The organism is Kurthia massiliensis (assembly GCF_000285555.1).
Classification (GTDB): Bacteria; Bacillota; Bacilli; order Bacillales_A; family Planococcaceae; genus Kurthia; species Kurthia massiliensis.
The window spans coordinates 26,683-40,465 of record NZ_HE611002.1 but is presented as its reverse complement, the minus strand read 5'-3'; the positions used below and the strand labels follow the sequence as shown (position 1 = coordinate 40,465).

Genomic DNA, 13,783 nt, shown 5'->3' with positions numbered 1-13,783 from the left:
ATAGCGATATTAGAAACAACGCAGCCTTTATTCGTGGGAGGGAATTCCCGCTATAACCACAATCAAGGAGGAAATTCTAAATGTCTAAACAAGGTAAAAAATTACAAGACGCTGCTAAATTAGTAGATAAAACTAAAGCTTACACTGTAGCTGAAGCTGCAGCATTAGCAAAAGAAACTAGCAAAGTTAACTTTGATGCAACTGTAGAAGTAGCTTTCAACTTAAATATCGATACTCGTAAAAACGACCAACAAATCCGTGGTGCAGTAGTGTTACCAAACGGTACTGGTAAAACTCAAAAAGTTTTAGTATTCGCTAAAGGTGAAAAAGTTAAAGAAGCAGAAGCTGCTGGCGCAGACTACGTAGGCGACGCAGAATACATCCAAAAAATCAAAGACGGCTGGTTCGATTTCGACGTTATCGTTGCAACACCAGACATGATGGGTCAAGTTGGTCAACTTGGTCGTGTATTAGGTCCTAAAGGTTTAATGCCAAACCCTAAAACTGGTACAGTTACTTTCGACGTAACTAAAGCAGTTAACGAAATCAAAGCTGGTAAAGTTGAATACCGCGCTGACAAAGCAGGTATCGTACACGCACCAGTAGGTAAAGTATCATTCGACGCTGACAAATTAGCTGAAAACATCCAAACTTTAGTTGATGTTATCGTTAAAGCTAAACCAGCTACAGCGAAAGGTATTTACTTAAAATCATTACACGTTACAACTACTATGGGTCCATCAATCAAACTTGATACTCTAGCACTTGTAAAATAATATATATGATTGACAAACCAAAACTCATCTGATAAGATGAGTTTTGTTGTGAATTATCCATTTGTACCAAAGACAGTAGGGGCGGCTTTGTATCGCTTAATGATCCTACCGAGGGCAAAGGAATCATTCTCTATTTAGATGATGAATTTCTGCCTCTTGTCTTTCAATGATAAGGGGCTTTTCTTTTGTTCGGTATAAATGACTCATTCTTATAGGAGGTGTCAATAATGGGCAATGCAGTAGAAGCTAAACAAGCTGTTGTTCAAGAAATCGCTGACAAATTCAAAGCTGCAGCTTCAGTTGTAGTAGTTGATTACCGTGGTCTTACAGTTGGTCAAGTAACTGAACTACGTAAACAATTACGTGAAGCTGGCGTGGAATTCAAAGTATACAAAAATACTATGGTTCGTCGCGCTGCTGAAGAAGTTGGTCACGCTGAACTTAACGAAGTACTTACAGGTCCTAACGCAATCGCGTTCTCTAACGAAGACGTAGTTGCTCCTGCACGTATCATCAACAACTTCGCTAAAGAAAACGAAGCTTTAGAAATTAAAGCTGGTTTAATCGAAGGTAACTTCGCTACTTTAGAAGAAGTAAAAGCATTAGCAGAACTTCCATCACGCGAAGGTTTACTATCTATGCTTTTATCAGTGCTACAAGCACCAATGCGCAACTTCGCGCTTGCAACAAAAGCTGTTGCAGATCAAAAAGAAGAACAAGGCGCTTAATAGCTGCTTAATCTTCGCCGCATCATAGATGCAAAAAAATCCAAAAAATTAGATTCCAAATAGGAGGAACTCATAATGAACCAAGAACAAATCTTAGCTGCAATCAAAGAGATGACAGTTTTAGAATTAAATGACTTAGTAAAAGCAATCGAAGAAGAATTCGGCGTAACTGCTGCTGCTCCTGTAGCTGTAGCTGGTGCTGCTGCTGGTGCTGCTGAAGAAAAAACTGATTTCGACGTAGTTTTAACTTCTACTGGCGATTCTAAAATCAAAGTAATCAAAGTAGTTCGCGAAATCACAGGCTTAGGTCTTAAAGAAGCTAAAGAAGTAGTAGATAACGCTCCTAAAGCTCTTAAAGAAGGCGCAACTAAAGAAGAAGCTGAAGAAATCAAAGCTAAACTTGAAGAAGTTGGCGCATCTGTAGAATTCAAATAATTTCTACTAACTTTATGAAAAAGCTCGTCAATTCTGACGAGCTTTTTCTTCATTTTACGTGATGGAGGGCAATTATGTCAGATCATTATTATTCAAAAAACCCTGAGGTTGAGAGTAAGCCACGTAGATGGAATTTTAGGCTTCGAGGATTTTCCTTCACTTTCGAAACCGATGCAGGCGTTTTTAGTAAAAGCGAAGTAGATTTTGGCTCCCGTGTGCTAATCGACCGTTTCGAGCTGCCGTCTGTAGAAGGAAATATTTTGGATGTAGGTTGTGGTTATGGACCGATTGGATTATCAATCGCAAAAAGTTACCCAGAACGTATCGTTCATATGATGGACGTTAACGATCGTGCGTTAAATTTATCGCGTAAAAACGCGGAACTTAACGGGGTTCAAAATGTACGAATTTATGAGAGTGATGCACTTTCATCTGTCGAAACAGATCAAGTCGCTGTCGTTCTGACGAATCCTCCAATTCGTGCCGGTAAACAAACCATTTTCCGTATTTACGATAGAGCTTTTGAGCTTCTAAAAGAAGATGGAGAGCTGTGGATCGTCATTCAAAAGAAACAAGGTGCACCATCTACAGTAGAACACTTGTCGCAACAGTTTAAGGAAGTCACAGTCGTTGATAAAGAAAAAGGATACTGGATTATTAAAGCAATTAAATAATTTCAGCCATTTCGAAAAAAGCAATGTCAATATTTATAGATTGACTTGACAAAAACGCTGTGATATTATAAGAAAATGCAAAAATATTAATTTGAAGCCGTATGCCCATTTGATGAAATGTCAATCGGAAACGGTGAAAATTAAGTTTGATTAAACGAAAATGAGGTTTTATAACCCGTTTTCTTTTTTGTCTTGTGAAAAATTGCAATTTCACAGGACCTAATATCGCTTTATTGAGGGGTGAATGAGTTGACAGGTCAACTAGTTCAGTACGGACAACACCGCCAGCGTAGAAGCTTCGCGCGTATTAAAGAGGTGCTAGAACTTCCTAATCTTATCGAGATTCAAACTGCTTCTAACGAGTGGTTTTTAGAGGAAGGCTTACGTGAAATGTTCCGTGACATTTCACCAATCGAAGACTTCACAGGAAATCTTTCACTAGAATTCGTCGACTACAGTCTTGGAGAACCAAAATATGATGTCGATGAGTGTAAACAACGTGACGTAACTTACGCAGCACCACTTCGCGTAAAAGTACGTCTTCATAATAAGGAAACATCAGAAGTAAAAGAACAAGAAGTATTCATGGGTGATTTCCCACTGATGACTGAAACTGGTACTTTTGTAATCAATGGCGCAGAACGCGTTATCGTTTCCCAATTAGTTCGATCACCAAGTGTATACTATCACGATAAAACAGATAAAAATGGTAAAAAAGGATTTGGCGCAACAGTTATTCCAAACCGTGGTGCATGGTTAGAGTATGAAACAGACGCAAAAGATGTCGTTTACGTTCGTATCGACCGTACACGTAAATTACCTGCAACGGTATTATTACGTGCATTAGGCTTTGCATCTGACCAAGAAATTATCGAACTTATCGGTGACAATGAATATTTACGTAATACTTTAGAAAAAGATAACACTGATAGCACTGAAAAAGCGTTATTAGAAATCTATGAACGTCTACGTCCAGGTGAACCACCTACAGTAGAGTCAGCTAAAAACTTACTATATTCTCGTTTCTTCGACCCAAAACGCTACGATTTAGCAGCTGTAGGTCGTTACAAAATGAACAAAAAACTTCATATCAAGAACCGTTTATTCAACCAAACATTAGCTGAAACTTTAGTGGATCCAGAAACTGGTGAAATTATTGCTGAAAGCGGTACAGTGATCGACCGTCGTGTATTAGACCGCATCACACCATACTTAGAAGGTGGCGTGAACTTCACAACACTTTCTAAAGTGGGCGGCATCATCGAAGGCGACATTCTTGTACAAGAAGTTAAAATCTTTGCACCAAACGATGAGTCTCAAAAAGAAATTAAAGTAATCAGCAACGCATACGTCGACGATGAAGTAAAACACCTTACTCCAGCTGACGTTGTAGCTTCTGTTTCTTACTTCTTCAACTTATTACATGGTGTGGGCGATACTGATGATATCGATCACCTTGGTAACCGTCGTCTACGTTCAGTAGGTGAGTTACTACAAAACCAATTCCGTATCGGTTTATCTCGTATGGAACGTGTTGTACGTGAACGTATGTCAATCAACGATACTGCTGCGATTGTTCCACAACAATTAATCAATATCCGTCCAGTAATTGCGGCTATTAAAGAATTCTTCGGTAGCTCTCAATTATCACAATTCATGGACCAAACAAACCCATTAGCAGAATTAACGCACAAACGTCGTCTTTCTGCATTAGGACCTGGTGGTTTAACACGTGAACGTGCCGGCTTCGAAGTACGTGACGTTCACTATTCTCACTATGGCCGTATGTGTCCAATCGAAACTCCAGAGGGTCCAAACATTGGTTTAATCAACTCTCTATCATCATATGCGAAAGTAAATCCATTCGGTTTCATCGAAACACCATATCGTCGTGTTGACCCTGAAACAGGTAAAATTACTGAGCACATTGATTACTTAACAGCAGACGAAGAAGATAACTACGTTGTTGCTCAAGCGAACTCTCTTCTTACTGAAGAAGGTACATTCGCTGAGGAAGAAGTAGTAGGTCGTTTCCGTGGTGATAACTCAGTATTCAAACGCGAAACTGTAGATTACATGGACGTATCTCCTAAACAAGTAGTATCTGCTGCGACAGCATGTATCCCATTCTTAGAAAACGATGACTCTAACCGTGCTCTTATGGGTGCCAACATGCAACGTCAAGCTGTTCCACTTCTAAACCCAGAAGCTCCTTTCGTAGGTACTGGTATGGAACACGTGAATGCTCGTGACTCAGGTGCTGCAGTAGTAGCAAAATACCCTGGTATTGTTGAGCACGTAGAAGCACGTTATATCTCAGTTCGTACAATCGAAGAAGTAGATGGTAAAGAAGTAAAAGGCGACTTAGTTCGTTATAAACTTCAAAAATTCACACGTTCAAACCATGGTACATCTATTAACCAACGTCCATTAGTTAAAGAAGGCGATCGTGTTAAACCACGTGACATCTTAGCTGATGGTCCGTCAATGGAAAATGGTGAACTTGCACTTGGCCGTAACGTAGTCGTGGCATTCATGACTTGGAATGGTTACAACTACGAGGATGCCGTTATCATGAACGAACGTTTAGTTAAAAATGACGTATACACTTCTGTTCACATCGAAGAATATGAATCAGAAGCTCGTGATACAAAACTTGGACCTGAAGAAATCACACGTGATATTCCAAACGTTGGTGAAGAAGCGCTTCGTAACTTAGACGAACGTGGTATCATCCGCATCGGTGCCGAAGTAAATGATGGTGACATCTTAGTAGGTAAAGTAACGCCTAAAGGTGTAACTGAACTTACTGCTGAGGAACGTTTATTACACGCAATCTTCGGTGAAAAAGCTCGCGAAGTACGCGATACTTCATTACGCGTACCACACGGTTCTGGTGGTATCGTACTTGATGTTAAAGTGTTCCACCGCGAAGATGGCGACGAATTATCTCCAGGTGTAAACCAAATGGTACGTGTTTACATCGTTCAAAAACGTAAAATCCGCGTTGGGGATAAAATGGCCGGCCGTCACGGTAACAAAGGGGTTATCTCTCGTATCTTACCAGAAGAGGATATGCCATTCTTACCAGACGGTACACCAGTCGACATCATGCTTAACCCACTGGGCGTACCATCACGTATGAACATCGGACAAGTACTTGAATTACACTTAGGTATGGCTGCTCGTTACTTAGGCGTGCACATGGCTACTCCTGTATTCGATGGTGCTACCGATGAAGACGTATGGCGCACAATGGAAGAAGCTGGCATGAACCGTGACGGTAAAACAATTTTATATGATGGACGCTCAGGTGAACCATTCGACAACCGCGTATCTGTTGGGGTTATGTACATGATCAAACTTGCGCACATGGTTGATGATAAACTTCATGCTCGTTCAACTGGTCCTTACTCACTTGTTACACAACAACCATTGGGTGGTAAAGCTCAATTCGGTGGTCAACGTTTCGGTGAGATGGAAGTTTGGGCTCTTGAAGCATACGGTGCAGCGCACACACTTCAAGAAATCTTAACTGTTAAATCTGATGACGTTGTTGGTCGTGTAAAAACATACGAAGCAATCGTTAAAGGTGAACCAGTTCCAGAACCAGGCGTTCCGGAATCATTCAAAGTATTAATCAAAGAACTTCAATCACTTGGTTTAGACGTGAAAATGTTAAACATCAATGATGAAGAAGTTGAGCTACGTGATGACGAAGAAGATGATGTTCCATCAGCTGACGCGTTAAACATCGCTGCTAAAAAAGAAGAAACTGACGAAGTATCTTCTGAACAATAAGATTTAAACTTTACGGGACATGGACAGGACCTCTTTTGGGCTTGTCCTCGTTCCCGTTTTATAACATTTAATCAGTCGTCGAGCTAATTTATAAGTCAAAAAGACTTCATTAATAGAGGGAGGTAGGCTCCTTGATAGACGTTAATAATTTTGAATACATGAAAATTGGTCTTGCTTCACCAGATAAAATCCGTTCATGGTCATATGGTGAGGTTAAAAAACCAGAAACTATCAACTACCGTACATTAAAACCAGAAAAAGACGGTCTATTCTGCGAACGCATTTTCGGACCAACAAAAGACTGGGAGTGTCACTGTGGTAAATACAAACGTGTACGCTATAAAGGCGTAGTTTGTGACCGTTGTGGCGTAGAGGTAACTCGTGCAAAAGTTCGTCGTGAACGTATGGGTCACATCGAATTAGCAGCTCCTGTATCACACATTTGGTACTTCAAAGGTATTCCAAGCCGCATGGGTCTTATCTTAGATATGTCTCCACGTGCTTTAGAAGAAGTTATCTACTTCGCTTCATATGTTGTTATCGAATCAGGTGACACACCATTAGAAAAGAAACAACTGCTTTCTGAAAAAGAATACCGTGCATACCGTGAAAAATTCGGTAACACATTCAAAGCATCAATGGGTGCTGAAGCAATCAAAGACCTTCTAAAAGAAATCGATTTAGACCGCGAGTCAATCGAACTTAAAGAAGAACTTAAAACTGCACAAGGCCAACGCCGTACACGTGCGATTAAACGTTTAGAAGTTGTTGAATCATTCCACCACTCAGGCAACCGTCCTGAATGGATGATCTTAGATGTACTACCAGTAATTCCTCCAGAATTACGTCCAATGGTACAACTAGATGGTGGCCGTTTCGCAACATCTGACTTAAACGATTTATACCGTCGTGTTATCAACCGTAACAACCGTTTAAAACGTTTATTAGACCTTGGTGCTCCTGGCATCATCGTTCAAAACGAAAAACGTATGTTACAAGAAGCAGTTGATGCATTAATCGATAATGGTCGTCGTGGTCGTCCTGTTACAGGTCCTGGTAACCGTCCATTAAAATCTCTTTCTCATATGTTAAAAGGTAAACAAGGTCGTTTCCGTCAAAACTTACTTGGTAAACGTGTCGATTACTCTGGTCGTTCTGTAATCGTTGTTGGTCCATCTTTAAAAATGTTCCAATGTGGTCTACCAAAAGGTATGGCAATCGAGCTATTCAAACCTTTCTTAATGAAAGAATTAGTTGAACGTGGTTTAGCACACAACATTAAATCTGCTAAACGTAAAATCGAACGTCAACACGAAGAAGTATGGGATGTTTTAGAAGACATCATGCGCGAGCACCCAGTATTACTGAACCGTGCACCAACGCTTCACCGTCTTGGTATCCAAGCGTTCGAGCCTACACTTATCGAAGGTAAAGCAATCCGCTTACACCCATTAGTATGTACTGCATACAATGCCGATTTCGATGGTGACCAAATGGCCGTCCACGTTCCACTTTCTGCAGAAGCACAAGCTGAAGCACGTTTATTAATGCTTGCAGCACAAAACATCCTGAACCCTAAAGATGGTAAACCAGTTGTTACACCATCTCAAGATATGGTCTTAGGTAACTACTACTTAACTCTTGAACGCGAAGGCGCTCCAGGTGAAGGTACAGTCTTCTCAGATCCTGACGAATTAAACGTTGCTTACGAAAACAACGAAGTGCACTTACACACTCGTATTGCGATTCGTGCAGCATCATTAAATAATGACACGTTCACTGAAGAACAAAAACAACAACTTCTTGTAACTTCTGTTGGTAAAGTTATTTTCAATGAAATCTTATATCCTGATTTCCCTTACATTAACGAACCTACAACAGCAAACTTACAAGAAGGTACACCAGATAAATACTTCGTACCAACAAATACGAATATTAAAGAACTACTTGCAGAGCAAGAACCTGTACGTCCGTTCACTAAAAAATATCTTGGTAAAGTTATCGCAGAAGTATTCGATCGCTACCACATCACAGAAACTTCTAAAATGCTTGATAAACTTAAAAACCTTGGCTTCAAATATTCTACTAAAGCTGGTATCTCAATCGGTATCTCAGATATCATCGTATTACCAGATAAACAAGAAATTTTATCTGAAGCTCAAATTAAAGTGGATAAAGTTCAAAAACAATTCCGTCGCGGTTTAATTACTGAAGACGAACGTTACGATCGTGTTATCTCATTCTGGAGTGACGCGAAAGACATTATCCAATCTAAACTGATGAAATCTCTTCCAGCTACCAACCCAATCTTCATGATGAGTGACTCTGGTGCCCGTGGTAACGCATCTAACTTCACTCAGCTGGCTGGTATGCGTGGTCTGATGGCCAACCCAGCTGGTCGTATCATCGAATTACCAATCAAATCTTCATTCCGTGAAGGTTTAACGGTATTAGAGTACTTCATCTCTACTCACGGTGCACGTAAAGGTCTTGCCGATACAGCACTTAAAACAGCCGATTCAGGTTACCTTACTCGTCGTCTTGTTGACGTTGCTCAAGACGTTATCATTCGTGAAGACGATTGTGGTACTGATAAAGGCCTTGAAATTACAGCACTTAAAGAAGGCAACGAGTTAATCGAAGCTCTTGAAGAACGTGTATTAGGTCGTTACGTGAAGAAAACAATTACAAACCCAGCTACTGGCGAAGTAATTGCAGCTCGCGACGAATTAATCACAGCTGAAATCGCTCGTAAAATTACTGAAGCAGGTATTGAATCAGTAACAATCCGTTCAGCATTTACATGTAACACTAAACACGGTGTATGTAAAAAATGTTACGGTATGAACTTAGCAACTGGTGACGAAGTAGAAGTGGGTGAAGCAGTAGGTATCATCGCTGCCCAATCTATCGGTGAACCAGGTACTCAGTTAACAATGCGTACGTTCCATACTGGTGGGGTAGCCGGTGCCGATATTACACAAGGTTTACCTCGTATCCAAGAGATCTTCGAGTCTCGTAACCCTAAAGGTCAAGCACTGATCACTGAAATCTCAGGTACAGTTGTTGAGATCGAAGAAATTCGCGAAGGCTTAAAAGAAATTACAATCCAAAGCCCAATCGAATCTCGTAAATATACAGCTCCATACAATGCACGTCTAAAAGTTCAAGAAGGCGATGAAGTTACTCATGGTCAAACTTTAACTGAAGGTTCAATTGATCCAAAACAATTAATCAAAGTTACTGACGTTGCAACTGTAGAAGAGTACTTATTAAAAGAAGTTCAAAAAGTATACCGTATGCAAGGTGTAGAAATCGGTGATAAACACATCGAGGTTATGGTACGTCAAATGTTACGTAAAGTTCGTATTATCGAAGCTGGTGACACTGACTTATTACCAGGCTCATTAGTAGATATCCACCAATTCACTGAAGCGAACCGTAAGATCCTTGTAGAAGGCGCGAAAGCACCAGCTACATGTCGCCCAGTAATCCTTGGTATTACTAAAGCTTCTCTTGAAACTGAATCATTCTTATCTGCGGCTTCATTCCAAGAAACAACTCGTGTGTTAACGGATGCAGCAATCAAAGGTAAACGTGATGAATTACTTGGTCTGAAAGAAAACGTAATCTTAGGTAAACTTGTCCCAGCAGGTACAGGTATGCAACGCTACCGTCAAATCGAAATTGCCGGTCCAGCAGCAGCTACTCAAGAAGCACCTTCAGCTGAATAATTTGTTTCTTAAAAATCCTAGCGAATTTTCGCTAGGATTTTTTTATTGACATATCATCTATTGGGTGATAATATATTTTAGGTTGATAGTTCATTGTCTATCATTTCACGGACGTTTCGTCTAAGAGAAAAGAATAAAACAATAGTTTGTTAATAAACAGACAGTTACGACAAGCATGGCTGGTTGTGGAACGGATCGTTGTTGCTCTAATATGCAACAGGCGAATAAACCACGCATGCGGTGCGACGGCACAAATTTTGGTATTCCCGTTGCATTGAAGAACCAGGCAGACTCTTGGTAGAGATGATGACGTTTTAGTGAAACGCCACCATAACTTGAAGTACTGCATCCGTAGTTTTTACGCTGATCACGTAAAGGCTTTTGTTTTTAACTAAAAATGAACCACCTGGATGTGTGGATTTAAAGAAAGCAATGAGAGGAGGACATATCGATGCCTACAATTAACCAATTAGTACGTAAGCCTCGTCAATCCAAAAGTAAGAAATCTAATTCACCAGCTTTAAACAAAGGCTATAACAGCTTTGCAAAAAGCTTAACTAACGTGAACTCACCACAAAAACGTGGTGTTTGTACTCGTGTTGGTACAATGACACCTAAAAAACCGAACTCAGCGTTACGTAAATACGCTCGTGTACGTTTAACTAACCAAATCGAAGTTAACGCTTATATCCCTGGTGAAGGCCATAACTTACAAGAACACAGTGTTGTTCTTATTCGTGGCGGTCGTGTAAAAGATTTACCGGGTGTACGTTATCACGTTGTACGTGGTGCTCTTGATACAGCTGCTGTACAAGGTCGTATGCAATCACGTTCATTATACGGTGCTAAAAAACCTAAAGAAAAAAAATAATTTAAACATAAGTATTTAATGCTTGAAAGGAGGAAAACACATGCCTCGTAAAGGTCCTGTTTCCAAACGTGACGTGTTACCAGATCCACTTTATAACTCAAAACTAGTAACTCGTTTAATCAACAAATTGATGGTAGATGGTAAAAAAGGTACTTCTCAAAAAATCTTATACGGAGCTTTCGATTTAGTTAAAGAACGCTCTGGTAAAGAAGCTTTAGAAGTATTCGAAGCTGCTTTAGAAAACGTAATGCCAGTTCTTGAAGTACGTGCTCGCCGTGTCGGTGGTGCTAACTATCAAGTACCAGTAGAAGTTCGTCCAGAACGTCGTACTACTTTAGGTCTTCGTTACCTAGTAAACTACTCTCGTCTTCGTGGCGAAAAAACTATGGAAGAACGTCTTGCTAACGAAATTTTAGACGCTGCTAACAACACTGGTGCGTCAGTTAAAAAACGCGAAGATATGCATAAAATGGCTGAAGCCAACAAAGCATTCGCTCACTACCGCTGGTAGAATTTACATTATACAAAATATCCATTATGGAAGGAGAAATTCCGCATGACTAGAGAATTCTCACTTGAGAACACTCGTAATATCGGAATCATGGCTCACATTGATGCTGGTAAAACAACAACAACTGAGCGTATCCTTTATTACACTGGTAAGATTCACAAAATCGGTGAAACTCATGAAGGCGCTTCTCAAATGGACTGGATGGAGCAAGAGCAAGAACGTGGTATCACTATCACTTCTGCTGCGACAACAGCCCAATGGAAAGGCCACCGTGTAAACATTATCGATACACCAGGACACGTAGACTTCACAGTTGAAGTTGAACGTTCTCTTCGTGTACTTGATGGTGCGGTAACTGTACTTGATGCTCAATCAGGTGTAGAACCACAAACTGAAACAGTATGGCGTCAAGCTACAACTTACGGCGTACCACGTATCGTATTCATTAACAAAATGGATAAAATCGGTGCAAACTTCTTATACTCTGTAGGAACTTTACATGAACGTTTAGAAGCAAATGCTCATCCAATTCAATTACCAATCGGTGCTGAAGATGAGTTCCACGCTATCATCGACTTAGTAGAAATGAACGCTACTTTCTACAAAGAAGGCGATGACGGTTCTCACGCTGAAGTTAAAGAAATTCCTGAAGAATACAAAGAACAAGCAAATGAATACCGCGAAAAACTTATCGAAGCAGTTGCTGAATTAGATGAAGATCTAATGGAAAAATACTTCTCTGGTGAAGAAATCACTAAAGAAGAATTAAAAGCTGCTATCCGTAAAGCTACATTATCAGTAGAATTCTACCCTGTAGTATGTGGTACTGCATTCAAAAACAAAGGTGTTCAATTAATGCTTGACGCAGTAGTTGACTACCTACCAGCTCCAACTGATGTTGAATCTATTAAAGGTACATCTATCGATGGAGAAGAAGAAATCGTACGTCACTCTTCTGATGACGAACCATTCTCAGCACTAGCGTTCAAAGTTATGACTGACCCTTATGTTGGTAAATTAACTTTCTTCCGCGTGTACTCAGGTGTTCTTCAATCTGGTTCTTACGTACAAAACTCTTCTAAAGGCAAACGTGAACGTGTAGGTCGTATCCTACAAATGCACGCTAACAGCCGTCAAGAAATCACTGAAGTTTACGCTGGTGACATCGCTGCTGCAGTAGGTCTTAAAGCTACAACTACTGGGGATACTCTATGTGCAGAAGATAGCTTAGTTATCCTTGAATCAATGGAATTCCCAGAACCAGTTATTTCTTTATCTGTTGAGCCTAAATCAAAAGCTGACCAAGATAAAATGGGTCAAGCCCTACAAAAATTACAAGAAGAAGATCCAACTTTCCGCGCTCACACTGACGTAGAAACTGGTGAAACTATTATCTCTGGTATGGGTGAACTACACCTTGATATCCTTGTAGACCGTATGAAACGTGAATTCAACGTTGACGCGAACGTAGGTGCTCCTCAAGTATCTTACCGTGAAACTTTCCGCACAGCGGCTAAAGTTCAAGGTAAATTCGCTCGCCAATCTGGTGGTCGTGGTCAATATGGTGACGTTCACATCGAATTCTCACCAAACGAAGAAGGTAAAGGTTTTGAATTCGAAAACGCTATCGTTGGTGGTGTAGTTCCTCGTGAATACATTCCAGCTGTAGAAGCAGGTCTTAAAGACGCATTAGCTAACGGTGTATTAGCAGGTTTCCCTCTAATCGACGTTAAAGCTCGTTTAGTCGATGGTTCTTACCACGATGTCGATTCAAATGAAATGGCATTCAAAGTTGCTGCATCTTTAGCAGTTAAAAAAGCAGCTACTGCTTGTGACCCAGTTCTTTTAGAACCAGTTATGAAAGTAGAAGTTGTAATGCCAGAAGAATATCTTGGTGATATCATGGGTAACATCACTGCACGCCGTGGTCGTGTAGAAGGTATGGAAGCTCGCGGTAACGCTCAAGTTGTTCGTGCAATGGTTCCACTTGCTGAAATGTTTGGTTACGCTACGACTTTACGTTCTTCAACTCAAGGTCGCGGTACATTCTCAATGGTATTTGACCACTATGAAGAAGTTCCAAAATCAGTTTCAGAAGAAATCATTAAAAAACACAAAGGTTAATAGCAATTTTTAATTGAAATTTCCTTTGTATTCAAGTATAAATAACATGTAAGCTATGTCTTGGCGGCAAAACAGGGCCCGTTTTGCTAAAGAGCATATCTATAAATCTTAAAACAATAAACTTTTTAA

At 40.3% G+C, this 13,783-nt stretch carries 9 protein-coding genes and 1 other annotated feature; all 9 genes read left to right on the top strand.

Features of this window, described 5'->3' with window-relative positions; translation table 11 throughout:
* The first annotated feature begins 80 nt into the window (after positions 1–80).
* The 9 genes from rplA to fusA all read left to right on the top strand — a co-directional run bounded on the left by rplA (position 81) and on the right by fusA (position 13,654).
* The gene (gene rplA / locus KMHG_RS14045; protein ID WP_010290436.1) at positions 81–776 is read left to right on the top strand and encodes a 50S ribosomal protein L1; all 696 of its coding nucleotides are present in this window, start codon (positions 81–83) and stop codon (positions 774–776) included.
* 48 nt (positions 777–824) lie between these two features.
* Positions 825–969 (top strand) — a sequence feature (ribosomal protein L10 leader region).
* Between the two features lie 34 nt (positions 970–1,003).
* On the top strand, positions 1,004–1,504 hold the full coding sequence (gene rplJ, locus KMHG_RS14040; RefSeq protein ID WP_010290434.1) for a 50S ribosomal protein L10: 501 nt from the start codon (positions 1,004–1,006) through the stop codon (positions 1,502–1,504).
* A gap of 75 nt (positions 1,505–1,579) precedes the next feature.
* Entirely contained in the window at positions 1,580–1,939 is a 360-nt protein-coding gene (gene rplL, locus KMHG_RS14035; RefSeq protein ID WP_010290433.1) for a 50S ribosomal protein L7/L12, read from the top strand.
* Positions 1,940–2,013: 74 nt separating this feature from the next.
* Complete coding sequence (locus KMHG_RS14030) at positions 2,014–2,613, top strand: class I SAM-dependent methyltransferase (protein ID WP_010290431.1); 600 nt, start codon at positions 2,014–2,016, stop codon at positions 2,611–2,613.
* A gap of 249 nt (positions 2,614–2,862) precedes the next feature.
* Positions 2,863–6,414, top strand: a complete 3,552-nt coding sequence (gene rpoB, locus KMHG_RS14025) for a DNA-directed RNA polymerase subunit beta (protein WP_010290428.1) — start codon at positions 2,863–2,865, stop codon at positions 6,412–6,414.
* Between the two features lie 131 nt (positions 6,415–6,545).
* The gene (gene rpoC / locus KMHG_RS14020; RefSeq protein ID WP_010290425.1) at positions 6,546–10,148 is read left to right on the top strand and encodes a DNA-directed RNA polymerase subunit beta'; all 3,603 of its coding nucleotides are present in this window, start codon (positions 6,546–6,548) and stop codon (positions 10,146–10,148) included.
* Between the two features lie 451 nt (positions 10,149–10,599).
* Entirely contained in the window at positions 10,600–11,019 is a 420-nt protein-coding gene (gene rpsL, locus KMHG_RS14015; RefSeq protein WP_010290424.1) for a 30S ribosomal protein S12, read from the top strand.
* 40 nt (positions 11,020–11,059) lie between these two features.
* Positions 11,060–11,530, top strand: a complete 471-nt coding sequence (gene rpsG, locus KMHG_RS14010; protein ID WP_010290422.1) for a 30S ribosomal protein S7 — start codon at positions 11,060–11,062, stop codon at positions 11,528–11,530.
* Positions 11,531–11,575: 45 nt separating this feature from the next.
* A complete protein-coding gene (fusA, locus tag KMHG_RS14005) occupies positions 11,576–13,654 on the top strand; it encodes an elongation factor G (protein ID WP_010290421.1) in 2,079 nt (692 codons plus the stop codon).
* Positions 13,655–13,783: the final 129 nt, after the last annotated feature.

Bases quoted from the DNA above. Each gene is read 5' to 3' on its own strand.
- rplA (WP_010290436.1), top strand. From the start codon at position 81: ATGTCTAAACAAGGTAAAAAATTACAAGACGCTGCTAAATTAGTAGAT.
- rplJ (WP_010290434.1), top strand. From the start codon at position 1,004: ATGGGCAATGCAGTAGAAGCTAAACAAGCTGTTGTTCAAGAAATCGCT.
- rplL (WP_010290433.1), top strand. From the start codon at position 1,580: ATGAACCAAGAACAAATCTTAGCTGCAATCAAAGAGATGACAGTTTTA.
- KMHG_RS14030 (WP_010290431.1), top strand. From the start codon at position 2,014: ATGTCAGATCATTATTATTCAAAAAACCCTGAGGTTGAGAGTAAGCCA.
- rpsL (WP_010290424.1), top strand. From the start codon at position 10,600: ATGCCTACAATTAACCAATTAGTACGTAAGCCTCGTCAATCCAAAAGT.
- rpsG (WP_010290422.1), top strand. From the start codon at position 11,060: ATGCCTCGTAAAGGTCCTGTTTCCAAACGTGACGTGTTACCAGATCCA.
- fusA (WP_010290421.1), top strand. From the start codon at position 11,576: ATGACTAGAGAATTCTCACTTGAGAACACTCGTAATATCGGAATCATG.